This is a genomic window from Paenactinomyces guangxiensis, assembly GCF_016055185.1.
Classification (GTDB): domain Bacteria; phylum Bacillota; class Bacilli; order Thermoactinomycetales; family Thermoactinomycetaceae; genus Paenactinomyces; species Paenactinomyces guangxiensis.
In genome coordinates, this window is sequence record NZ_JAECVR010000001.1 from 498,760 (window position 1) to 522,628 (window position 23,869).

Genomic DNA, 23,869 nt, shown 5'->3' on the forward strand with positions numbered 1-23,869 from the left:
GCCGCTATCCGGAAGACAGGGATAACGAACGCGAATCAGCACCCTGTCATTTGCAAGAATCAAAAGCAAATGATGAAAGGAGCCAACAACTATGGCACGTTATACTGGACCACGTTGGAAACTGAGCCGCCGTCTGGGTATTTCTCTTTCCGGTACGGGTAAAGAGTTGAACAAGCGTCCTTACGCTCCCGGACAACACGGACCAGGCCAACGCAAAAAACTGAGCGAGTACGGCATGCAGCTGCAAGAAAAACAAAAGTTGCGCCACATGTACGGAGTGAACGAAAAGCAATTCCGCAACCTGTTTCAGCGCGCGGGTAAAATGAAAGGGATCCACGGGGAAAACTTCATGAAACTGCTGGAGTCCCGTCTGGATAACCTCGTTTATCGCCTGGGCTTTGCCCGCACTCGTGCCCAAGCCCGCCAACTGGTTGTACACGGTCATGTTACCGTCAACGGGAAAAAAGTAGACCGTCCGGCTTACCAGGTACAAGTCGGTGATGTGATCGGCTTGCGCGAAAAAAGCCGCAATCTGGCAATTGTAAAAGAATCTTTGGAAGATCGTGCTTATCTGCCCGAGTACCTTACCTTTGATGAAAGCAAATTGGAAGGTACCTACACTCGTCTTCCGGAGCGTACTGAACTGCCTGCCGAAATTAACGAGACCATGATCGTAGAGTTCTACTCTCGTTAATCATAATGAAACAGGGAAAAAGCTGTTGACCACCGGAGTCAGCAGCTTTTTCTTTTTCGTTCTTCCTTTTTTTACTTTTGAAAGCAGGAGAACTAGCTTACAATGTTGTTATAGTACTATTGTTTTCGTATATAAGAATATGTTGCAACGCCCGTGTGAAGCCTGAGTGATTCCCCTTTTTTTCCGCCCCCGGGAAAAAACGGATCACTCAGGCGGAAATCATCGTTACGAAGGAGGCCGTCAACATATGGGATACATAGATATTTTAAACCCGTCTACAGGGGAAATGATCGGCAGCATGGAGGAAAAAACAAAAGAAGAAGTTACGCTGGCGATGGAACAGGCCCGTGCTGCATTCCCTTCGTGGAAAGAACTTTCTCTTTCCAAACGCCTCGATTATATGAAACAACTCCGTGAATACCTGGTGGAACACGCAGATGAACTGGTTGAAAAAATTGCATCTGATACCGGAAAAGTTCATATCGAAGCATTGATGTCGGAAATTTTTGCTACTGTTGATTTCATCCGCTATTATGAAAAAAATGCGGACTCCATTTTAAAACCGAAAAAAGTCCCCACTCCCCTCGTTCTGTACGGCAGACACTCCGAAGTACAGTACCGTCCGATAGGGGTCGTTGCAATCATCTCACCATGGAACAATCCCTTTCAACTCTCTTTAGTGCCTGCCATCACCGCCTTGACCGCCGGAAATACCGTACTCTTAAAGCCATCGGAAATCACCCCTCTCACCAGCCTGTTGATCGAGGAAATCCTTACAACCGTTTCCTTCCCGGAAGGAGTGGTGCAGGTGTTACACGGCGGCAAGAAAACGGGGAAACACCTGATCCAGTCCCGACCGGACAAAATCTTCTTCACCGGCAGTGTGGCCACCGGCAAAAAGATCATGGCTGCCGCCGCGGAACACTTAATTCCTGTACATCTGGAACTGGGCGGCAAAGATCCCATGATCATTTTCGCTGATGCTGATCTGGAACGTGCCGCCAATGCGGCGGTATGGGGAGCCTTCACCAATGCCGGCCAATCGTGTATGTCCGTAGAGCGGCTTTACGTGGAGTTTTCCGTCTACGGAGCTGTCATTTCCAGATTAAAAGAGAAAGCGGAACAACTGCGCATCGGTAACGGCGCAAATGATGATGTCGGCTCGATGACCTCCCCCCGGCAGTTTAAAGTGGTGCAAGAACATATCGCTGACGCCGTTTCCAAAGGCGCGACTCTCTTATGCGGCGGCAAACAATTGCATGATGACACGCTCCATTTTGAACCTACTGTACTGGTGGATGTGAACCACTCCATGAAAATCATGCAGGAGGAGACACTTGGACCTGTGATCGCCATTATGCCATTTTCAAGCGAGGAAGAGGCGGTCCGCCTGGCCAATGATTCCGTGTACGGATTAAACTGCAGCATTTGGACCCGTGACACAAAAAAAGCGGAGCGAATCAGCCGGCAAATGGAATACGGGAACATCTGCATCAATGATGTAATGATCAACGCCGCCAATCCCCATCTCCCCTTCGGCGGAATCAAACAGAGCGGTTTCGGCCGTTACCACGGTCCAGAAGGATTGCTCTCCTTTTGCCACAGTGTTTCGGTGACACATTCCAAGAACAGCCGGGCCAAAGATCTGAACTGGTATCCATACGAGCAGGACCAGCTGGAGGCGATCCGAAAAATACTGCACACACTCCACGGAAAAAACAAAAAAATCTCGCCGAAAGAGATCAAAGAGTTGTATGAAAAATTAATGAAGTGAACAGTTGTTCAACCGGATTCATCACTTGAAAGAGAAGGTCCGATGTTTAAACAGATCGGATCTTTTCTTTCGTGATAGTAATGAACTTACCCCCTGGATCTGCTTCCAAATGAATTACCATATTGAACCAACCGGAGCTGAGAACGTTGTATAGCCGCGGCAACGAGAAGGTAAAGTTTTGGAAAAGCACTCATCTGGACGGTTTGGAATGCCTGAAAGCTACTTTTATCAATAAAACTTGATTTCTTCATAGTCAATATCATGAACCGATTCTGCAATTGAGGTGATCCGCCCTTTGCTTAAGCTTTGTATAAATTGGATATAATGCATTTGCCATTCCGCCTCAGACTTTTTCTCTCTGACAATGGGGGATGAAAAATCGGGAACATCCCCCCGCAACTCCTCATAAAACACGATTTTCGACAGGATCGCCAGTTCCATATCGCCAAAAGTATTAAAAAGCGCCGTATATTCACCGGCAAACAGGCAATCGGCGTTCAGCATATCGATATAATCCTGCAAGGAATGGAAATTTGCCCGGATGAGTTGGATTTTATCTTCCGTTTCTTGACATTCCCTGATTTTTTCAACTAATAATCGAAACCGGCTGTCACTCATTCTGTCCGCTTCTTTAAATGAAACCACAATCGATTTTGGCTTCTCTTCTTTTTCCGTGATGATAACCGTTTGCAGGCTGTTATGGCGTGCGGCATTGATCACTCTCTGAATAAGATCATTTGTGCACTGATTGATGTAGCCTGCCATTTGGATGTTCCTTATATTTAAATCGTCCAGTAAGTGATCCACCGCTTTATGAACGGCAAAACGGATCCGGGAAGCATCTAAATGAGTGAACAGGCGCTCCAACCGTTTATATTGACAGGTTGAAACATGGACCTGATTAGCCTTACCGCCTGATAAAACCGAAAAAACCGCGTTGTTTAACATTAATTGGAATATGTTGAATAATTCGATCCGGTAATCAAATCCGCAGATCCGCCCAAAGTTAACCAACGTCTGCTGAAGATCCTGTTTGCTGAAAAAACCACAAAATTTTGTTTCCATCTTTAAACGCTCCAAATATTGCCTGATGTAAAAAACACCCTGAATCCGCATGTCATCAATCGCTAAAGGATAATCAATGCTCGCCATGGTATTATGAGCATCAAAAATAATTTCATATTTATCCAGAAACACAGGCAATGATTCATCAATGGTCATATGATAGGCATCCACTGCAACATCCAATTTATTGCTTTTGATTTCCCTGTAAAGTTGTTTTGTTTCTTCAAAGCACTGACGAACCACATCCACGCCTTCTTCATATATCTCTCTGATATGGAAAGTTTTTAAATAAGCAATCGCTTTTTCCGGATCATCAAAACGAAGCATATAAGCGTCTGTGGCATATAAAATAGAGGCCAGAATCCCTTCCGCAGTTTCAGAGGCAACAGAAGAACTTTCTCCCCGGGTATACCGCCTGATCAAGTTTTTCAGAATCAGCATCCATTCACTTTGGATATCATAAACTTCCCGGCTGTTCAGCATTCCGGTGCGCAGCCCTTCATTTAGGAGGGAGATTGTATACCGGTTTGGTGACAGCCGGGACTTGTTTATTTTTCCCTGTGAAACCAATGCCCGTATTTTGTTTTTCTCCGAGTCCATTACCATCCCTCCCTTTCAGACAAAGACTCCCGCAGTTGCAAATCGTTCCTGAAATTTTCAGCAAACTCTTCCAGCTTACTTTTCAGCAGGTCCAGGGAACCCCCGCAGTCATCGTCAAAGGTATCCTTCATCAAATGAATCAGCTTCACATCCCCGATCTGATCTTCAGTTTCATTTTTTAAGTAATAAAAGATTTCGTGTAATTCATTTAGCGTGGAAGCATAATTTTCATCATTGATATATGAAGAAGTACAGAAAACCTCAATGAATTCTTTCGTCACTTCAATGCCCAGTTCCACCCGCCCGTAACCGTACAACGCCTGATTTCTGACGGCCATCATGTTTTTTATGTCTTCCGGGGTTAAAATCAAACCGTATTCCTTCGTCTTTTGATTCAGTTCAAGCAGTTCGGTTATAATGTTTTCCTGTATGACGGAATCTACAGAACGAAACATACGGGGCAAAAACAAGTGAATCCCTCCCTTTTGGGCAAAATAAAAAAAGGTTGACATTTATTTATTTTTGTGTTATGTTAAAAATGGGTATTTATATATTTATTTATATAGTTTATTCCTCTTCCTTCCTATTGTCAAACCTTTTTAGACCTGTTATGATGTTCAAGCGGCTATTGATAAGCTGCACAAGGCTTTCTTGCTACTCAATAAAGCGTTTATTAATAACGTTCTGCCGGAACCGGCCGTCACCATTCAATTCCATGGGCCCAGAAAACCCCTTTTTGGTAGCACCAGTGTGGAGAATGCGATAAACCTATAATAAACGAACAGTAATATCAAGAATATTCGTTCCCGTTCATGGAAGGATTCATACTTGCAGGGAACGAATATTCTTATTTATATTTTAAAAAATGAGAGGATATCCCGCCATCATACCGACTGAACCTGTGTTAAACCGGGGATGCAGGAAAGATGAGACCCTATTCCAAGCAAAATCTTCTAAAAAAGAAGTGACAATTTCATCAGTTTGTTCTATGGAAACGAAGGGGGAAAGTTATGTTAGAAAAGTTAGATCAAATTAATTGGAAAAGCTTAGCCCATCCTTATGGATCAGCCGAAGATGTCCCGGATTTGATACGCGATTTAACTTCATTGGACGACAAAGTACGTCATGGCGCCTGGATCAGTTTGTATAGCAGTATTTATTATAATTTGGAAGTTTGTGAAGCAACTGCTCTTGCGGTTCCGTTTCTGCTGGAGCTAATAGAGAGTGAGGCGGTTCCGGAGCGAGATAAGATCTTAAACTATCTGGTCGATCTGGCAAATGCGACATGGTATTTCGAACAGGAGTGGGAAGAATCTGAACTGGAAGAAGAATACTATGGAACAGAAATTAAGCTAAACAAAGAGAAAAATTGGGTAGAAGAAACACGCTTAGCAGTGAAAAAGGGAATACCTATTTATCGAAAGATGTTGACTCATTCAAATCCGAAGATACGAAGTGCAGCTGCCTATGTATTGGGGAATATAGGAACTCAAACCGAAGAGGTCTTAAAGCAATTACGCGGTTTATTACATACCGAACAAGAACCATTAGTTAAAGCAAGTATAATATTAAGTCTAAGTAAGTTAAGAGATCAAAATTCTCAGACTTTAGCTTTTATGAATCAGTTTATTCAAGAAGGATACTCGCTTATCGGCATAGCATCAGCGATCGCTATCTTACGCTGTGATCCCAACCATCAGAAAGCTATCCGGCTGTTAGTCTTTACCCTAAAAAACGCAGATGAGGAGATGATCAATTTATATAAGCAGCTTCCTCCATCCATTGACGTCTGGTTAACCAGGGAAATATTTAAATCTTTTTACTACCTGCCAAAACAACAGAGACTACCATATATCCCCGATTTGATTGCTGCCTTTGAAAAAAGCGAATATGGGTATTTAAGTCTTGCCTGGATATTGTTACCTATTGTTTTTGATAAGAAAGAGGCAAAGCTGTCCGCCCAAGATCTAACAAACGAACAATTCTCTGTTTTGCAGTCGATTGCTAATTTTGATCGTCTTTGGAAAGGCGGGGGTGATTTGATGATAGATTTAGAAGTGTATGGTCTGCCTAATTTTCGTAATCAAACAGAAGTAAAGGCTTATTTGAATCAGATTTAGCTACAAGTTGTTCAAAAGTACTGACGGGATTCGAAAGTACGGTAAAATATAAATATTATGAGTAGACATAGATAACGGATCAACAATGGGAAATCATCGAGCCTCTGCCTCCTGTTAAGAAAACAAACATGGGTAGACCGCCAGCAGAACCTGGAAAGACTTTAAATGGAAGGCTCTACGTCTTGAATACAGACTGCCCTTGGGCCATAAAAGTTTGGTTCGCCAACCACTTGCTGGCGAAAATTGCAACAATGGACAGAGGACGGTACATGAGATCGCATTTGGCGTGCTCTTCTTTCACAGCTAGATGCACAATTGAAAATATCAAGAAACAAGGCGGCTCCGAAAGGAGCCTGCCCTGCCCGACACCCCTTTGATATCTTATTGACTGATCATAGAATGTATTATAAAATTATACAGAAAACAGTTTATTTTCTAAAAAAAAGCGATGAAGCCCAAGTTCCTATTTTCTTTGATCTTCCTTCTAGTAAAAAGGAGGTACATCATGTTCTTGAAGAAGGCGTTCGCCACGGGAATATGTTTCTTATCCCTAACCACCTTATCGTACGGGTTTATGACAACATCATCCAAGCAGACTGAAGCGGCCGGCACCTGGGTGCAAGTCTGGGGAGATGAATTTAACGGCAACAGCGTCGATGGTTCCAAGTGGAATTTTGAAACCGGCCCCGGTCCCAATAACGAACTCCAACTATATACAACCAACAACGTTCATTTTGAAAGCGATCCCAACAATAGCGGAAACAAATATTTGGTCATCGAAGCAAAACGAGAAAACAAAGTATACAATGGCCGAACCTTTAACTATACCTCCTCAAGACTGAATACCCAAGGCAAATTTGATTTCAAATACGGCAAAATTGAAATGAGAGCCCAACTCCCTCAGGGGCAGGGTATGTGGCCTGCATTTTGGATGTTGGGTAGCAACTATGGTCAAGTAGGTTGGCCCAACTGCGGCGAATTGGACATCATGGAATATGTAGGAAAAACCCCTGCCACTGTTTACGGAACCCTGCATGGTCCCGATTACAACGGTTCGACGGGAATCGGTGCATATCATGACACGCCTAACACCATCAGCACCCAATTCCATACGTATACAGTTGAATGGGAACCAGACGTGATTCGGTGGTATGTGGATGGCCAACTGTATCAAGTAAGGACGCCACACGACCTGGACGGGCGCACGTGGGTCTTTGACCATAATTTCTTCATCATCCTGAATTTGGCCGTAGGCGGGGATTGGCCCGGTGCTCCGGACAACACCACCATCTTTCCACAAAATTACAAAATTGATTATGTCCGGGTCTATCAGCGCCAAAACAATGAGTATGAACCCGCTCCCGCGAAAAACTTCATCGCTTTGAAAGCAGCTGCCAACGAAAAATTTGTGACAGTGGACAAGTTTATTGGTGACCGCAAACTCCGCGCAAACCGCGATGGCGCCAGCGTATGGGAAATGTTTGAAGTGAAGGACCTTGGCAATGGCAAAGTGGCGCTGTTGTCCTCGACCGATTACAAATACGTATCCGTCAAACCGGATGGCTCTGTCTACGCCGATAAAGAAACTGTCGGTCTATGGGAAACCTTCCAAGTGGAAACCCAAGCAAACGGAAAAAAGGCATTAAAAAATCTTGGAAATAATGAGTACTTAAGTGCTGATCTTAACCTAGATTCGGTTCTCGTGGCAAACCGTCCTGTGGCGAGTACGTGGGAGCAATTTGATTTTGTGCAAAAATAGGCCAACCCTTCGCCCGTTTTCTTAAATTCCCAGTGCGAGGATCTTCAACAACATCCTATACTAAAGATTTTCAATATACGAGGCAACAACATCTTCCGGTGGATTAGTGTAAAGAGCCAAGTACTTTTCTGATCGATGTCCCAAGCGCCGTTCCAACTCATACCGGACATGCCGGCCAGATAGTCGTTGACCCTTTTTCTGGACAAGGGTTGCACTTTGCCGGTGCGCCGATTGTGAACCCCGACGTCCAATAAGTGTTGTTGCCAGGCTGCCACATCCGGGGGAAAAGGGTAGAGATTTTGTCATGGCCATAGCGATCCTGGTAGAACTCTACAAAGCGGCCGAGTTGGAGCCGGACTTTGGCCACCGAACTTTCCGCCCGGACCCCAATCACCCCCAGATTGAGATAGGCTTCTGTCCAGGCCGTCAAGCTATCCGGAAGGAAGGCTAATTGGTTTTTAATGTTCTGTGGAGTGATTTAGATTTTTATATAACTAATCGGGTAAAAGTATCTATGATTTTAAAATTTCGCTAGTTATTCGTATATATAGGAGTCACCATATCTTTTTCGGGCAAAACGTACTCTAAGACATATTTTAGATACAAATTAACCGGCCTCCCGTACACTAAAGGATCGCCGGTTTGTTTTTGCGATTACAAAAAAGGATTTGGTGATACCTATGCCCGGGTTTTGATTACCGCCATCATGCTGGCTGATGTGCAGGTCCCATGGAAGCAAACAACACCTACCTGAACTTATTTATCCGGGATATTAAATGCCAACCCGGTCATATTACTCAAGCAGGTTTTGTTGCAGATTAGAGATACACCTTTGATTCAGGCCACAAGCGACACGGAGATATTCTTCTACAGAGCCGTACTTTTTTAAAATATCACCGTAAATCTCATCCAGATATTCACGCCGCACTTCTAACAATGGTTTCATGCGATCAGACGAAATCTGAAACAGGGTCATCCATCTGATATACCTTTCAATCTTTTTCATGCGCGGTCCGATTAAATCATTTGAGAGCATGTACTCTTCCAAAACCGTTTGGTATGGTACTCCAACCAGTAACTGAATTAAAGCGGAAATATAACCCGTCCGGTCTTTTCCACCCTTACAGTGGATCAGTACCGGCAAATTCCTTTCATCGGAAATCAAGGTAATGACTTGATTGATCTGAGCGGTACATTCAAATGCCATTCTTCGATAGAAATCTTTTATCAGTTTATTAAAATCTATGCTGCCAGACTTCCCTGCCAGCCACTTTAAAAAATCGATTCTCGATATATCCTGGATTGGGACATGAACCATGTTTGTACCCTGATTATGCGGAAAACGATCCGGCTTTGATTTGCGCTCGCCGGAAGATCGGAGGTCACAAATCGACTTTAAATTCAATTGTTTCAGTTTTTCTAAATCTTTGCCGGATAATTGTGATAATTCATCGGACCGGAAAAGAACTCCCGATTTCATTCTGCGTCCATCGTGTGTTTTTAACCCGCCAATTTCACGAAAATTGTATAGGCGATCAAATCGTTTTACCGGGTCTCTGATCACAGCTGTCACATTTAGCTCCCTCTTTCATTGATTACTGGGTTCAAAGTCCGGACCTGCCTCTTTTTTATTGCAGCCCGGCAAAGAGTTATCTCTATTTTTCTACAAAATTTGGGAATCACGTTCCGTTTTCTGTTAAAATAAGAATATACAGAAAAGATAGTTCCCATGATTTTTTATTATATCATTCCTCTAAGTCAGACTTTCCTATCAGTTTCTGTTTTTGAGTGTGACGCCAAATCCGCGAAGGTGGGGTGATCACCTTGGCTCTGTCCAAACATATCTTGACCGCGTCTGTGCTTGTTTTAAACGATGATGATGAGATTTTACTGATTAAAAGTCCAAATAGAGGTTGGGAGCTGCCGGGTGGGCAGGTGAAAGAAAAAGAATCGATCCGAGTGGCGGCCATCCGGGAAGTAAAGTCAAAAACCGGGATCAATATTAAATTAATCAGATTTTGCGGAATTTACCAAAATGTAAGAGCTGGTATCTGTCACACATTCTTTGTCGGGCAACCGGTCAGTGGCCAACTCTCAACAAGTGATGAAAGTTTGGATGTGGACTACTTTCCGATTGATACTGCACTAAGGCTTGTCACATGGAAAATTTTCAGGCAGCGGATTCTTTATTGTCTTGACGACAGCAAGCAACCGTTTTTTGTGGAGTTTTGACAGGTGCCCTGTCAGTAGTGAGACAGAATTCTGCCTTCCCACACTCACACACACTTTCACAGAAAAAGCCCGACAACCGGGATGATTGTCAGGCTTTAAATGAAAACATTACACTAATTTCACACGGGCGAACTTGCGGCGGCCTACCTGTACCACCATGCCATCTTCTACTTCAACCTGCAATTGAATATCTGTTACTTTTTCCTGATTGATGCGGACCCCTCCCTGTTGGATCAACCGGCGCGCTTCTCCATTGGAAGCGACAAGTCCCAAGCGGGAGAGAAGAGCGACAATCCAGAGTTTCCCCTGGTCCAGTTCACTGTTGCCGACTTCCACTTCCTTAATTTCGTCGGGGATTTCGCGTTGTTGAAAGACGGTACGGAAGTGTTGCTCTGCTTCTTGTGCCGCTTCTTTCCCATGGTACATCCGTACTAGCGTGTAAGCCAGTTTCATCTTGGCATCACGGGGATGGACGGAACCGTCGGCCAGCCCTTTTTTAAGTTGTTTGAATTCTTCAAGCGGAAGGTCGGTAGCCAGTTCATAGTATTTCAGCATCAATTCATCGGGAATTGACATCGCTTTACCGTACATTTCACGTGGGGCTTCGTCGACACCAATGTAATTGCCCAGGCTTTTGCTCATTTTTTTCACGCCGTCCAATCCTTCAAGGAGCGGCATGGTGAGAATGACTTGCTCCTCTTGCCCGTATTCCTTCTGCAAATGGCGGCCCATCAGCAAATTAAAGGTTTGATCCGTCCCTCCCAATTCAATATCACTGTGGAGAGCGACAGAATCATATCCTTGCATGAGCGGGTAGAAAAATTCATGAACGCTGATCGCCTGCCCGCTGTGATAGCGTTTTGCGAAGTCATCCCGCTCGAGCATACGTGCAACGGTGCATTTTGCAGCCAGTTTTGTCACATCGGCAAATGTAAGCGGACTGAGCCAGTTGCTGTTAAAATGAATCTCCGTTTTTTCCCTGTCCAACACTTTAAACAGCTGATCGGTGTAAGTCCTGGCGTTTACCTGTACTTCTTCTTCAGTCAACTGCTTTCTCGTTTCCGACTTTCCGGTCGGATCTCCAATCTGTGCCGTAAAATCACCTATCACCAGCTGAACGATGTGACCGAGGTTCTGGAAATCACGCAGTTTATTAAACACCACCGTATGTCCTATATGGAGATCAGGTGCTGTCGGATCCAAACCAAGTTTTACTTTCAGCGGGGTTTTGCTTTCAATGGAACGGCGCAATTTAGTTTTTAACGTTTCCATGGGAAGGATCTCTGCCGCTCCCCGTTGAATTGCCTCTAACTGCCTTTCCATCTCAGCTTGTACTTCCGGACTGATTGACTTTTCATTACTCAACTGAATCACCTTTTCTTTATCAAAATCATGCATTACTTCCGGTACTTTGCAGCAACATAAAAACTCCGCCCCCCCATAAGGGACGGAGTTCAGATTTCCGCGGTACCACCCTTGTTGAAAATAGGCTTACCTATCTTCCGCTTCATTGGATAACGGGCAAAACCCGTGCGTCAGCCATGCACGGCCACGCAGGCTCCCAAGTGTAATTCGTCGTGCAGGGGACTGCTGGTTTGCACCGGCCACCAGCTCTCTGGAAAGTCTGCATCTGCCGACTACTATGCTTGTTCAACACCAGTTTGGATATTCAATTATTATTTGCAATTTTATGCTTAGGGAGGAGATATTTTATTCATTTTATTATGATATAATATTACCCGAAACACGAGGAGGGTTTCAAGTATATGAGGAGAGACAGAAGAAAACACTCCCGGAAACCTCTCGGCAGGCGAATCTTACGTGTTACAGGATACACCCTCTTTACTCTTTTTGTGCTTGCTTTAGTCCTTTTCGTCGGGGCGGCCGGACTCGCAGCCGGTGTCGTTTCAGCGATGGTGAAGGATGAAAAGGTTCGCAGCCAGGAAGATTTCCAAAAAGATTTAGACAGCTTGTCCGAAACAAGTTATGCTTATTTTCAGAACAAAAATCAAAATGGCAATCATGTTCGGATCGGTTCATTGAGAATGGATGGGAATGACCGTAAGCCAATCAAATCTGTCAAGGATGTCAGCCCCTACCTGGTTGCTGCTTTTATTTCGGTGGAAGACCGTGACTTCTACAAGCACAAGGGCATTGTCCCCCGTTCGCTCGTACGGGCCTCCTACCAGCAAGTAGTTCAAGCTGATGTGATGACCGGCGGAAGCACCATCACCCAGCAACTGGTTAAAAATGTAATTTTAAAAGATTTTGATAAAAAATTGGAGCGTAAAGCGAAAGAAATTGTACTTGCTGTTCGCCTGGATTCCATGTACGAAAAAAATGACATTCTCGTCTATTATATGAACAGTATTTTCTTTGGCAAAGGGGCAAACGGGCGTAATATGTATGGAGTTCAAGCGGCAGCCAAAGGTTTGTTTAATACGGATGCCAAAAATCTGAATCTGGCCCAGTCTGCATATATTGCGGGCATGGTCCAGCGCCCCAATGATTTTAACCCCTTCAGCCGGGATGAAAAGAAACTGAAAAAAGGCTTAGAGCGGATGAAGCTGGTTTTAAGGGAAATGCTCGAAAATAAAAAGATCACCCAACGTGAATATGACGAAGCACTTAAATTTGACATTAAAGGGTCCCTGGCGAAACCTGAAGATTTTAGCAACAGTTATGAGAGTTACCCTTTTATTATGTATGCTGTGGAAGAAGCTGCTGCTGAAGCTTTAATGGAAAAAGACGGCCTTAAGATCGAGCAGCTCAGTAAACAGGGAAAATACAAGGTAACCCTTGAAGAGTACAAGAAAAAAGCGATGACTGGCGGGTATCATTTCTATACAACCATCAATCAAAAAATGTACGATGCTGTAAACAAAGCTGCCACAAATAATCTGAGATTCTATTCACGCACTTATGAAGGAAAAAAAGGCCAGGAGCAACTGGGGGCAGTCATCCTTGACAACAAAACAGGGGCAGTTCTCGCATTCGTTTCGGGAACAAAAGATTTTGAAGTAAACCAAAAAGACCATGCTCTTGACGCCACCAACCAGCCCGGGTCAGCCATTAAACCTTTACTTGTCTATGGGCCGGCCATTGAAGAGAAAGTGATCTCCCCCGAAACAATCATTCTGGATGAAGAAATTCCAAAAAGCGACGGTTCGGGCACTTACAGAAACGCCAGCGGCAATTATAAAGGGCCGGTTTCTGCAACCCTCGCTTTACAACATTCGTACAACATTCCGGCAATTAAGGTTTTTAATCATTTGGGGCATCAAACAGGCTTTAACTACCTAAAAAAGCTGGGCCTGCCTCCGCATCCATATGATGGGGAATCTGCCGCGATTGGCGGTGCGACCAATGGTTATACCGTTGAGAGAATGGCCGCAGCCTTCGCAGCTCTCGCTAATGAAGGGAAATATAACAAGCCTTTCATCATCTCGAAAATCACCGATTCTGACGGAAATACGGTGTGGGTGCACAAAAACAAGCCGACACAGGTCTTTTCTCCGCAAACAGCTTATCAGACCACAAAGATGTTAAGAAAAGTTGTGAGTGGCGGTACGGGAAGATTTATCGGATCACGGATTTATGGTTATGATCTTGCCGGAAAAACAGGAACCTCTTCCAAGGACCGGGATCATTGGTTTGTAGGGTACACTCCTCAGGTCACTATTAGTGTCTGGGGTGGATACGATTACAACTTTTCGATGAAACATAACCCGAATTTTACAAAACGGGCCTGGGTCAACATTTTCAAAGCAGCTGAAAAAGCCAGCCCTTCGTACTTTAACAAAGGCTATTCCTTCCGGAACCCCGGCGGCCTGTTTAGCGGGGTCAAGTGTTTAGAGTGTGATCGAATCGAAGCATATTTACGCAAGAAACAAGAAGAGGAAGAGAAGAAAAAACAAGCGGAAGAGGAAAAGAAAAGGAAGGAAAAAGATAAGGAAAAACCAAAACCACCGGATCCGCCGGACGGACCTCTACCGCCTGATCCTCCCCGTTCAGGATGGCCCCCCATCCAGCCTCCCCCGCCAAGAGAGGATCATTGAAAACTGCAACCGAACAAGGGTTGATACCGAACCTCAGTCATTTAAAAATGGCTGAGGTTTTTTTAGGGGGTCCATTCACACGATTGTCAAAATTTCTCTATGAACAAGGGATTTACTACCCATGATATAATGATATGGCATGAACAATGGGGGGATGGGTTACATGCAAAATGTTGGTTCAAACCCGAACAAACCGAAATCGGGCAGCAAAAAAATTTCAAAATGGGTCCTTCAGGGGCTGTTTATTTGTTTTGTCATTGTATTAGTTGTCGCAGTAGGAACCGTTGGCGTAGGAGCCGGAATTGTTTCTGCTTACGCCAAAGACGAGAAGATTCGCGGCGAAGAAGATTACCAAAAAGAATTAGAAGGCTGGTCCCAGACCAGTTACGCATATTTCCGTTCACCCGACGGCAAAAAACAGCCGGAAAAGATCGGGGAAATGGTATCCCCGGAAGACCGCAGATTAATCAGAGACCTGGATGAGGTAAGCCCCTATCTGGTCGAAGCCTTCCTTTCCGTCGAAGACCGTGAATTTTATCAGCATAAGGGTATTAATCCCCAGTCTCTCTTGCGGGCTGCTTTTCAAGAGTTTACAGGCAGCGAGGTGTCAACAGGCGGAAGCACCATTACCCAACAATTAGTGAAAAGGGTTCTGTTAACACCCAAACAAACCTATGAGCGTAAAGCATTGGAAATTATCAATGCGATCCGAATCGAAAAATTCTACAGTAAAGAGCAAATATTTGTGGCGTACATGAATAATGTTTATTTTGGAGTAGGAGCCCATAATAAACATATGTACGGGGTAGCTGCTGCCGCCCGTGGTCTTTTTAACACTGACGTCAAAAAACTGGATCTGGCACAAGCTGCCTACATAGCAGGAATGGTTCAGCGCCCGAATGCTTATAATCCCTTTGAAGGCGAAAAGCAGCTGAAACTCGGACTGGAACGAATGAAGCTCGTGTTAGACCAGATGTTGGTAAACAAAAAGATTACCCAGCAACAATACAACGAAGCCATTAAATTTGACATCAAAGGTTCATTAGCTAAGAAATCAGATTTTAAAAATGCGTTTGAGAAGTATCCGTTTATCATCAGAGCGGTGGAAAGAGAAGCTGCCGAGATCTTACAGGAAAAAGACAAAGGAAAAAACAAGAAATCGCTTGACGAATACCGCAAACAAGTAAACCAGGGCGGTCTCCATATCTACACCACGATTGACGAAGAACTCTACAATAAAATGAACAAATCGGTTGAAGGCCTGTATTTTCCGTCCAAGAAAATAAGAGGGAAGAAGCGCACCGAGCAAATTGGTGCAGTGCTGATTGAAAATAAGACGGGCGCTGTACTCTCCTTCTACGCCGGAACAGACTTTGACAAAAATCAGCAGGACCATGCCTTTGTGGCAACAAACCAGCCGGGTTCAGCCATGAAACCGTTGCTCGGATACGGTCCTGCGTTGAATGAAGGAATTATTTCCCCGGATTCAACCATTATTGATGAACCGATTCAAAAAGCTGACGGAAGCGGCACCTACAAAAACTCCGGCGGCAAATATAAAAACGGACCTGTAACTGCAACACATGCTCTCAAATATTCTTACAACATTCCGGCAGTAAAGATCTTTAGAAAAGTAGGGATCGAGCGAGGATTTAGTTATCTGGAAAAAATGGGAATGAAACATCATCCAAGAGATGGTGAAGCTTCCGTTCTTGGTGGTTTGACTAATGGATACACGGTGGAGCAGATGACAGCTGCTTATGCGATGATCGCAAACCAGGGGAAATACAATAAGCCCCATTTGATTGAAAAAATTGTAGACTCACAGGGTAATGAAATCTACAACTATCACAAAGAAAATAAACCAATACAAATTTTTACCCCGCAAACTTCGTATGCATTGACCAAAATGATGGAACAGGTAGTCAGAGGCGGTACAGGTGATGTTATTGGCAAAGCCACCAGCGGGTACAATGTAGCGGGAAAAACTGGTACCACCTCCAATGAATGGGATCTGTGGTTTGTCGGATATACTCCGGAGGTTTCTCTTGGCGTCTGGTCAGGTTATGATTATAATGCAAAAGGCAGCAAATATCTTGCCAAAAATGCGTGGATCAAGCTCTTTAAAGCTGCGGCGGCTGCCAATCCAAAACTGATTCCCCGCGGAAGTGATTACCCAAATCCGGGCGGCGGCATCAGCACAAAATGCTTTGAATGTAACCGGGTAAAACCGGACCCTGAACCTCAACCGGGGGGAAATCCGGGAACCAACCCGGGGCCAAATCCCGGAACCAATCCAAACCCCAACCCGTGGCCGAATCCGGGGCCAAATCCGGGACCGAATCCACCAGGGGGAGAGGGTCCAAATCCTCCTGGTGACGGAGATGACGGAGGAGGTCAAAATCCTCCCGGTGGTGATGAAGATAACGGAGGGGGAGGTCAAAATCCTCCCGGTGGAAATGACAGAGACGGAAGAGGAGGTATCTTCTCTTCCCAGTGATGAGGGGGAGAGATACTGATTGGGGGTTTATCTTAAAAAAATCATTGTCTTCTGATTAGACAGGTCAAAAAAACCCCGCTCTTCAGGATGCTGAGGAGCGGGGTTTTTTAAGTATGTTTAATCTTCCATTGTGGACAAATCACCGGTAGGCAAGCCCAATTCCCAGGCTTTTAGCACACGTCTCATAATTTTTCCGCTTCTCGTTTTTGGCAATTTATCCTTAAACTCAATCTCACGGGGAGCGGCATGGGCGGCCAGTCCTGTTTTTACAAACATGCGGATCTCTTCTTTCAGCTCATCCGACGCATGATAACCGGCTCTTAATGCGACAAAGGCTTTAATGATCTGCCCGCGCACCGGATCCGGTTTTCCGATCACACCTGCTTCAGCCACGGCGGGGTGTTCCACCAGCTTGCTTTCTACTTCAAATGGCCCGACGCGCTCCCCTGAGGTGTTGATTACATCATCCAGGCGGCCCTCGAACCAGAAATAGCCATCCTCATCTTTATAGGCGGAATCACCTGATATATACCAGCCCGGAATCCGGAAGTATTCCTGATATTTCTCGGGATTTTTCCAGATTTGGCGCATCATGGACGGCCAGGGAGTCTTAATCGCCAGGTTGCCCATATGATATGGCGGCAATTCATTTCCTTCATCATCGATGATGGCTGCCTGAACTCCCGGGAAGGGACGGCCCATTGAACCCGGCTTAATCTCCATCTGCGGATAGTTAGCAATCAGAATTCCGCCTGTTTCCGTCATCCACCAGGTGTCGTGAATCCGTTTTCCATAGACTTGTTTTCCCCAGCGGACCACTTCCGGATTGAGCGGCTCGCCAACACTGAGAATGTGGCGGACAGAGGAGAGATCATACTTTTTCACCACTTCATCCCCGGCAGCCATCAACATCCGAAATGATGTAGGTGCACTGTACCAGACGGTTACTTTATTCTTTGCAAGGGTTTGATACCAGTCATCCGGGTTGAACCGTCCGCCCCGAATCACATTGGTCACACCATTCAACCACGGAGCAAAAATCCCGTATGAAGTGCCCGTTACCCAGCCCGGGTCGGCCGTACACCAGTAAATGTCTCCATCCTGTAAATCAAGAACCCATTTTCCGGTTTGATAATGTTGAATCATGGCATTATGCACATGGAGAACACCTTTTGGCTTTCCGGTTGAGCCGGATGTATAGTGCATCAGCATCGGATCTTCCCGATTGACCCACTCGATCTCCAACTCGGTCGAAGATTTTTGCATCTCTTCTGCAAAGTTGTAATAGCCCTCCGGGGTCTCTTCCGGCGTACCAACAATAATGATGTGTTTAAGGTGGGGCAGCTCATCCACGGGAACCCGCTCCAACAGTGCGGGAGTCGTTACCAGCGCAACTGCTTCACTATTTTCCAGGCGGTCTTTGACTGCTACTTCCATAAACGCTTCAAAGAGGGGGCCGACGATGGCACCAATTTTGATCGTGCCAAGGAAGCTAAAATACAGTTCGGGAGTACGGGGCATGAAAATAAAAACACGGTCCCCCTTTTTTATCCCGATTCTGCGCAATACATTCCCAAACTGATTTGACTTTTCTTTCATTTCTTTAAATGTATATGTCTCATTCCGATTGGGGTCACTGTACATGAGGGCAATCCGGTCCTGCTTGCCGGACTCAGCATGCCGGTCAATCGCTTCATAGGCGGCGTTCACTTTTCCGGTTTGTGACCAGGTAAAGGCTTTTTCAACCTGGCTCCAGTCAAAAGATTGGTATGTTTCTTCATAACTTCCCATATTGTTTCCTGTTGTTTCAACCGCTAAACGTTCTGTATTCTTCATCGGTTCGCCTCCTCTTGTAAACGATTTCAGTTTTTACTATTATATCATACCTAAAAAGATTGACAATTTATTAACGTAATTTAATACTTCGTCCTCTATCTTTTCTACGTCAAAAAACCCCATCATAAAAAACCGATTGTACTCATCAAGAGCACAACCGGTTTTGCGAATTAGTGTTCTTTGGGTTTAAATGTTTTACAATCTGTTTCTACAGTGTCATCCGGATTCTCAACGTGAGCAACCACGTAGATCTCATCCGCCTTGCAAAGATTTCCTTCTCCCCAATAAGTGCAATTATTAACTTCACACAAAACATCCTTTGGCACTGTGGAAACCCCCCTTCGCTAATATGTATTATGTTCAGGTAACAATCAGGCTACTCCGGTCCTGTGATCCCAATATAAAACAAAACCGCCGCTCCCATTCCGTGAAAGCGGCAGTAATTCCGGTTTTTCTATTCTGCTTCTGCCATTTGCAGCAACATGTTTCGTACCATGGCGCAGGAGCGTTCAGCAGCAAGTTCAGTAAACTCCATAAAGTTTACCTGAGCGGAATGATCGGCCCGGTCGGACATAGAACGAATTACGACATAAGGGACACCGATCAGATGGCAGACATGTGCGACAGCCGCTCCTTCCATCTCCACACAGGTCCCGTTAAACTTCTCCCGCAGCTCTTTTACTTTCCTGACATCAGATATAAATTGGTCACCGGAAAGCACCTTTCCCAGGAGTACTTTTACACCTTCAATTTGTCCGCCCGCTTTTTTTGCCCGCTCAATCAGGCAGGCATCCGCCGGAAACACAGATGCTTCTTGAAAAGGAATCGTACCCTGCGGAAAACCCAGGGGGCTTGCATCAATATCATGCTGCTGGCACTCTGTGGAAATAACAAGGTCTCCGATTTCCAGTTCAGGATGCAAAGCACCTGCCACTCCTGTAAAAATTACTGATTCCGCTTGATAACGGTCGATTAAAACCTGTGTACAGACAGCAGCATTCACTTTACCTACCCCTGACTTGCATACGACTGCCGGAACATTGCAAAGTTTGCCCCTGTAATAAACAATTCCAAAAAACTCTTGTGTCTCAACCTGTTCCATTTCATCAAGAAAACGGGAGATCTCCGAATCCATGGCCCCGATGATCCCGATCATGCCGCTTGCCATTTCAACCACATCCTCTACCCCTGTATCCGGAATTTTATCTGGTTTCTTCCCATTCTTTAAGCTTCGTGGAGCCACGGAGTTCAACGCTGTATTGCAGGAGAACTTGCCCGGATTCAACCGGTTCATCATTCATGTATTTGGTTAACAGGCGCATCGCCACCGCCCCGATATCATACATAGGTACACTGACTGTACTGAGAAGAGGCCGCACCTGTGAGGAAAGGGGAATATTTTCAAAGCCGATGACTGAGATCTCCTCAGGAACTTTTCTTTCCATGTCCTGCGCTGCATGAATAGCCCCTACGGCCATTTCATCACTTGCCGCAAAGACGGCTGTCACCGGTTTATTGGAAGTTAACAGATCTTTCATGGTTTCATAACCTGAACGATAACGGTAATCCCCCAGGCGGATCAAACGTTCCTCAAACGGAATTCCGTTTTCCTCCAACGCCTCTTTATACCCCAGATAACGCGGATAGCCATTGACTGAATCGGTCAGCGGCCCGCCGAGATACGCAATCTTCTCATGCCCTTCATGAACGAGAATACAGGTAGCTTCTTTTGCTGCCTGAATCTGGTCGATCGTTACAGAAGGCCATTCCTTTTTCTCGTCCCTGGTGGCAGCCAATACAACCGGAACAGCGGTAGCGGAGAAAATTTCCCGGTGGGCATCCGTCACTTCCCCCCCTAAAAAGAGAAGTCCGTCAACCTGTTTCTCAAGCAGTGTTTCAATCAGCTCCAGCTCTTTTTCCTTTTTTAAATCGGAGTTGCTCAAAATAATATTGTAATGATACATGGTGGCGATATCTTCAATACCACGGGTTAATTCCGCATAGAAAGTATTGGAAATATCGGGAATAACCACACCAACCGTCGTTGTTTTTTTGCTCGCCAGTCCGCGGGCAACGGCATTTGGACGATAACCTAATTGGCGGATGACATCTAAAACTTTTTTGCGGGTAGCCGGCTTCACATTCGGATTTCCATTGACTACCCTGGATACGGTTGCCATGGAAACACCAGCTTCCCTGGCTACATCATAAATCGTAATGGTTTCTTTTTTCTTCCCCATCTTTATTTTCACATCCAATGCAGTATGGTTCAAGGTTTATAATTAGTTTAAGCATACGATAAAACCTTATTACGTGCAAACCTGTAACGACCGGTGTTTTTATTTTTTCCAATCACAAAAAAAAGAACCAACCCGAAGGTCAGATCTTTTTTTCACGCTCTCCTTGTGCCATCAACTGCAGCACATAAGGAAGAGTATCGCCCATAATACTGGTCCAGGCTTCCGGGGAGCCCCGGTTAATCCAAACGATTGGCTGCCTGGGTGCTAATGCTTTATACAGCTTTTTAGTCGAAACAAGACGCGGTACCATCTTGGGCAGGCTCGGGTTTTTTTGATGGGCTTCATCAATCAGCACCTGTGCATGGCGGGCAGAGGTGAAGAAATCAACAATCGGGCTCTTGTCCTGTCCTGCTAAAATCACCATATTTCCCTCGGGATCAACAACGACCCAAATCCTTCTGAGCTCAGCCATTGCCCGGCACACTTCCCAGCCGTTTGCCATTCCCTGCCCTTCCACCGTAGCTTTTTCCAGCTTCTTCAATGCTTCTTCCACTGCCGGATCTGCCACAGGCGTTTGTTTGACTGCAGATGGCCCGGCCTGGACTTCACCCGAACCGGAAGCCAGCGAGGGTGGTAAACTTTTCTCCTTCTTGGGACTCTGAGCCGAAACGGTGGAGGGTTTATGAATGCGCTGTTCATGCTGGGTGTCCTTGGCCTGGGGTTGTTGAACAGGCCAGTCTTCCTCCTGTATTTCCAGGTTCCCCCCTCTGTATATCTCGGAACCGGGCTTTGACTGGCTTTTGATGCTGTAAGGATTCTTTCTTTCTTCTGCCGGAGGAACTGTTGCCGGTTGTTTCATTTCGACGATATGTGTCTGAGCCGGTTCCTCTTTTTCGGAGGACTTGTTTACCTCCTGGTGATCCTCCTTGTCTTGCGAAGGCGGTATTTCAATAAAAGGCAGTACGACAGGTCTCTCTTCTATGTAACCGCTGTGTCTTCCCTGGAGTATTTTCTCGGCATGCTGTGGGGATAAGTGGGTTTGCTCCGGTAAACCGAAGTGAAAGTAAGGGGCGGGAGCCCGCAACTCCCTGCATCGTCCGAATATTACATTCCAGGGATGCTGAATTACCGTACCTCCCGATTTTCGGGAGACATACTTGGCATCCTCTTCACTCGCATAAATGGCAACTGTATAAGAACCCTTCTTGTATTCAACCAACAATAAATTCTGCCCCTGAGTCGGGACCCAGGCACCCGGCAATTGAGCCAGTTTATCTACCGCATATTCCTTCAGTAAATCCAATAAATGCTGTTTGACCACAAATAAACGGGAAGGTAAACCCGGGTTGAGTACAATTCCGTTTGCTTCGGAACGGTATGCTTTAATTAAAAAAGGCAGAACTGGCTCTTCCACCATCTCAACCATCTCAGGATGGTGAACCTTCACAATCCGTGCCGCTTCAGGGTCGGTGAAGGCAGCGACAAATTTGCTGTCCGGGGTATTTCCCTTTGCCAAAAACGGCTTGCTTCCCGAGTCGTCTTTTTGGTACAGCACAACAAGCCTAGAAACCCGGCTCGCAAAAAACTCATACAACTGCTCCGTTTTCATACTCCCGGAACTGGCTAATTCCAAACATTCCCTGACATTCAATGAAATCTTCCCCCTAAAACACTAACATCCAATCGAATTCAAGTTCGATTCTAAATTTATTTCTAGAGGCTCCCATCAGCATCTTCTCGTATACGGACTCCATCGATCACATCCTCCTATTCATCATAACAAAAAAAGCGCACCGACTGTCACGTCTGTTCGCTTTTTTTGTGAATGGAAGTTATCTTCTTTCTAAAACCAGATTTCCGTTACCAAGCAAGTTAGATGCTCTCAGGTCTTTCATAAAAGTTTCAAAAGAAGGAATATCGATCTGTTGTTTTGCATCTGACAGGGCAACGGCCGGATTGGGATGAACCTCCAGCATAATTCCGTCAGCACCGGCTGCGAGAGCTGCTTTGGCACATGGAAGTAAAATATCCCGGCGGCCGGTCGAGTGGGTAATATCAACAAAGACTGGCAGATGGCTTTCATTTTTTAAGATTGGCACCGCAGAGATGTCCAAAGTATTCCGGGTCCATTTTTCATAGGTTCTAATGCCACGCTCACATAGCATCACTTGGGAATTTCCCCGGGAAACGATGTATTCTGCGGCAAACAGAAATTCTTCAATCGTGGCGGAAAGGCCTCTCTTCAACAGGACGGGTGTGCGAACAGAGCCTGCGGCTTTTAGCAGTTCAAAGTTCTGCATATTTCGGGCACCAATTTGTATCACATCAACATAGCGCTCAGCCATTTCCATATCCGCGGGATTAACAATCTCGCTGATCACCTGAAGCCCGAACTCATCTGCCGCACGACGTAATATTTTCAGCCCTTCTTCCCCCAGCCCCTGGAAATCATAGGGGGAGGTCCTCGGTTTAAATGCCCCGCCCCGCATCAGAGTCAATCCCTGTTCCTTCAGGGCACGGGCAACGGCAAATACCTGTTCTTCGGACTCGACGGAACAGGGTCCGGCAATCACATGGGGGGTTCCGTTTCCGATGTGAGTTCCGCCAAGATTGATCACGGTGTTTTCCGCTTGTTCTTTACGGCTGACTAAGAGCGTTTTCTTTTGCTCATCAATTTGCAGGTCGAGGGAAGCTTTAAAGATCTGTTTAAACAGGTAACGCACCGTTTGATCATCAAATGGGCCCTGATTCTGCTTGACCAATTGATTCAGCATATCCTGTTCCCGTTCGGGATCAAACTTATTAATTCCCTGTTTTTTCTTAATTTCCCCGATCTCCTGTACTAATGTGGCCCGCCGGTTCAATAGCTGCAACAGCTGTAGATTGATTTCATCCAGTTTTCTTCGCAATCCGTCTAGTTCATGTTCGCTCACTCGTCTTTCTCCTCTCTTCTCAACTAAAAAATATTTCGGTCATTATATCGAAAAAAAT

Annotated in this window: 19 protein-coding genes and 1 other annotated feature; of the genes, 9 read left to right on the forward strand and 10 right to left on the reverse strand. The window is 45.4% G+C overall.

The genetic code is table 11. The features are described 5' to 3' along the window. The first annotated feature begins 91 nt into the window (after positions 1 to 91). Both rpsD and I8U27_RS02525 read left to right on the forward strand, forming a co-directional pair. Complete coding sequence (gene rpsD / locus I8U27_RS02520; RefSeq protein WP_181750075.1) at positions 92 to 694, forward strand: 30S ribosomal protein S4; 603 nt, start codon at positions 92 to 94, stop codon at positions 692 to 694. A 247-nt stretch (positions 695 to 941) separates the two neighbouring features. Next, complete coding sequence (locus I8U27_RS02525; protein ID WP_181750074.1) at positions 942 to 2,468, forward strand: aldehyde dehydrogenase family protein; 1,527 nt, start codon at positions 942 to 944, stop codon at positions 2,466 to 2,468. Between the two features lie 228 nt (positions 2,469 to 2,696). On the opposite strand, the gene I8U27_RS02530 is transcribed toward I8U27_RS02525, so the two are convergent. Next, positions 2,697 to 4,133 carry a DUF6179 domain-containing protein gene (locus I8U27_RS02530; protein WP_232345179.1) on the reverse strand — a complete coding sequence of 479 codons (1,437 nt, stop codon included), beginning with the start codon at positions 4,131 to 4,133 and terminating at the stop codon, positions 2,697 to 2,699. Continuing rightward, entirely contained in the window at positions 4,133 to 4,603 is a 471-nt protein-coding gene (locus tag I8U27_RS02535; RefSeq protein WP_232345180.1) for a DUF6323 family protein, read from the reverse strand. Before I8U27_RS02535 ends, I8U27_RS02530 begins: the two co-directional genes overlap by 1 nt. A gap of 540 nt (positions 4,604 to 5,143) precedes the next feature. Between I8U27_RS02535 and I8U27_RS02540 the strand changes: the two genes are divergently transcribed. The 4 genes from I8U27_RS02540 (at position 5,144) to I8U27_RS02555 (ending at position 8,463) form a co-directional block, all read left to right on the forward strand. Then, on the forward strand, positions 5,144 to 6,253 hold the full coding sequence (locus tag I8U27_RS02540) for a HEAT repeat domain-containing protein (RefSeq protein ID WP_181750072.1): 1,110 nt from the start codon (positions 5,144 to 5,146) through the stop codon (positions 6,251 to 6,253). Between the two features lie 71 nt (positions 6,254 to 6,324). Continuing rightward, positions 6,325 to 6,630, forward strand: coding sequence for a transposase (locus I8U27_RS21250; RefSeq protein ID WP_181750530.1), 306 nt, complete (start codon positions 6,325 to 6,327; stop codon positions 6,628 to 6,630). A 128-nt stretch (positions 6,631 to 6,758) separates the two neighbouring features. Further along, on the forward strand, positions 6,759 to 8,012 hold the full coding sequence (locus I8U27_RS02550) for a family 16 glycosylhydrolase (RefSeq protein ID WP_181750071.1): 1,254 nt from the start codon (positions 6,759 to 6,761) through the stop codon (positions 8,010 to 8,012). A gap of 304 nt (positions 8,013 to 8,316) precedes the next feature. Next, positions 8,317 to 8,463 (forward strand): hypothetical protein, encoded by a 147-nt coding sequence (locus tag I8U27_RS02555; RefSeq protein ID WP_181750070.1) that lies wholly within the window; start codon positions 8,317 to 8,319, stop codon positions 8,461 to 8,463. A 342-nt stretch (positions 8,464 to 8,805) separates the two neighbouring features. Here the strand turns inward: I8U27_RS02555 and I8U27_RS02560 are convergent, their stop codons facing one another. Beyond that, positions 8,806 to 9,585, reverse strand: coding sequence for a tyrosine-protein phosphatase (locus I8U27_RS02560; protein ID WP_181750069.1), 780 nt, complete (start codon positions 9,583 to 9,585; stop codon positions 8,806 to 8,808). A gap of 251 nt (positions 9,586 to 9,836) precedes the next feature. Between I8U27_RS02560 and I8U27_RS02565 the strand changes: the two genes are divergently transcribed. Further along, positions 9,837 to 10,244 carry an NUDIX hydrolase gene (locus tag I8U27_RS02565; protein WP_181750068.1) on the forward strand — a complete coding sequence of 136 codons (408 nt, stop codon included), beginning with the start codon at positions 9,837 to 9,839 and terminating at the stop codon, positions 10,242 to 10,244. Between the two features lie 108 nt (positions 10,245 to 10,352). On the opposite strand, the gene tyrS is transcribed toward I8U27_RS02565, so the two are convergent. Then, complete coding sequence (gene tyrS / locus I8U27_RS02570) at positions 10,353 to 11,642, reverse strand: tyrosine--tRNA ligase (RefSeq protein ID WP_181750067.1); 1,290 nt, start codon at positions 11,640 to 11,642, stop codon at positions 10,353 to 10,355. 42 nt (positions 11,643 to 11,684) lie between these two features. Further along, positions 11,685 to 11,907 (reverse strand) — a binding site (T-box leader). A 103-nt stretch (positions 11,908 to 12,010) separates the two neighbouring features. Here tyrS and I8U27_RS02575 point away from each other — a divergent pair. Together I8U27_RS02575 and I8U27_RS02580 are read left to right on the forward strand one after the other, a co-directional pair. Next, on the forward strand, positions 12,011 to 14,302 hold the full coding sequence (locus tag I8U27_RS02575) for a transglycosylase domain-containing protein (protein WP_181750066.1): 2,292 nt from the start codon (positions 12,011 to 12,013) through the stop codon (positions 14,300 to 14,302). 163 nt (positions 14,303 to 14,465) lie between these two features. Continuing rightward, positions 14,466 to 16,802, forward strand: coding sequence for a transglycosylase domain-containing protein (locus I8U27_RS02580; protein ID WP_181750065.1), 2,337 nt, complete (start codon positions 14,466 to 14,468; stop codon positions 16,800 to 16,802). 117 nt (positions 16,803 to 16,919) lie between these two features. Here the strand turns inward: I8U27_RS02580 and acsA are convergent, their stop codons facing one another. The 6 genes from acsA to I8U27_RS02610 form a co-directional block, all read right to left on the reverse strand. Beyond that, positions 16,920 to 18,638 carry an acetate--CoA ligase gene (acsA, locus tag I8U27_RS02585; protein WP_181750064.1) on the reverse strand — a complete coding sequence of 573 codons (1,719 nt, stop codon included), beginning with the start codon at positions 18,636 to 18,638 and terminating at the stop codon, positions 16,920 to 16,922. A gap of 170 nt (positions 18,639 to 18,808) precedes the next feature. Further along, positions 18,809 to 18,964 (reverse strand): DUF1540 domain-containing protein, encoded by a 156-nt coding sequence (locus I8U27_RS02590; protein ID WP_181750063.1) that lies wholly within the window; start codon positions 18,962 to 18,964, stop codon positions 18,809 to 18,811. Positions 18,965 to 19,092: 128 nt separating this feature from the next. Further along, on the reverse strand, positions 19,093 to 19,806 hold the full coding sequence (locus tag I8U27_RS02595) for a 5'-methylthioadenosine/adenosylhomocysteine nucleosidase (protein WP_181750529.1): 714 nt from the start codon (positions 19,804 to 19,806) through the stop codon (positions 19,093 to 19,095). Between the two features lie 34 nt (positions 19,807 to 19,840). Then, entirely contained in the window at positions 19,841 to 20,878 is a 1,038-nt protein-coding gene (gene ccpA, locus I8U27_RS02600) for a catabolite control protein A (protein WP_181750062.1), read from the reverse strand. Positions 20,879 to 21,017: 139 nt separating this feature from the next. Continuing rightward, positions 21,018 to 22,529, reverse strand: a complete 1,512-nt coding sequence (locus tag I8U27_RS02605) for a hypothetical protein (RefSeq protein WP_181750061.1) — start codon at positions 22,527 to 22,529, stop codon at positions 21,018 to 21,020. Between the two features lie 181 nt (positions 22,530 to 22,710). Further along, positions 22,711 to 23,811 carry a bifunctional 3-deoxy-7-phosphoheptulonate synthase/chorismate mutase gene (locus I8U27_RS02610; protein ID WP_181750060.1) on the reverse strand — a complete coding sequence of 367 codons (1,101 nt, stop codon included), beginning with the start codon at positions 23,809 to 23,811 and terminating at the stop codon, positions 22,711 to 22,713. Positions 23,812 to 23,869 lie beyond the last annotated feature (58 nt).

Coding starts and splice junctions, on each gene's coding strand:
- rpsD (WP_181750075.1), top strand. CDS start 92: ATGGCACGTTATACTGGACCACGTTGGAAACTGAGCCGCCGTCTGGGT.
- I8U27_RS02525 (WP_181750074.1), top strand. CDS start 942: ATGGGATACATAGATATTTTAAACCCGTCTACAGGGGAAATGATCGGC.
- I8U27_RS02530 (WP_232345179.1), bottom strand. CDS start 4,133: ATGGACTCGGAGAAAAACAAAATACGGGCATTGGTTTCACAGGGAAAA.
- I8U27_RS02540 (WP_181750072.1), top strand. CDS start 5,144: ATGTTAGAAAAGTTAGATCAAATTAATTGGAAAAGCTTAGCCCATCCT.
- I8U27_RS02550 (WP_181750071.1), top strand. CDS start 6,759: ATGTTCTTGAAGAAGGCGTTCGCCACGGGAATATGTTTCTTATCCCTA.
- I8U27_RS02555 (WP_181750070.1), top strand. CDS start 8,317: ATGGCCATAGCGATCCTGGTAGAACTCTACAAAGCGGCCGAGTTGGAG.
- tyrS (WP_181750067.1), bottom strand. CDS start 11,642: ATGCATGATTTTGATAAAGAAAAGGTGATTCAGTTGAGTAATGAAAAG.
- I8U27_RS02575 (WP_181750066.1), top strand. CDS start 12,011: ATGAGGAGAGACAGAAGAAAACACTCCCGGAAACCTCTCGGCAGGCGA.
- I8U27_RS02580 (WP_181750065.1), top strand. CDS start 14,466: ATGCAAAATGTTGGTTCAAACCCGAACAAACCGAAATCGGGCAGCAAA.
- acsA (WP_181750064.1), bottom strand. CDS start 18,638: ATGAAGAATACAGAACGTTTAGCGGTTGAAACAACAGGAAACAATATG.
- I8U27_RS02595 (WP_181750529.1), bottom strand. CDS start 19,806: ATGGCAAGCGGCATGATCGGGATCATCGGGGCCATGGATTCGGAGATC.
- ccpA (WP_181750062.1), bottom strand. CDS start 20,878: ATGGGGAAGAAAAAAGAAACCATTACGATTTATGATGTAGCCAGGGAA.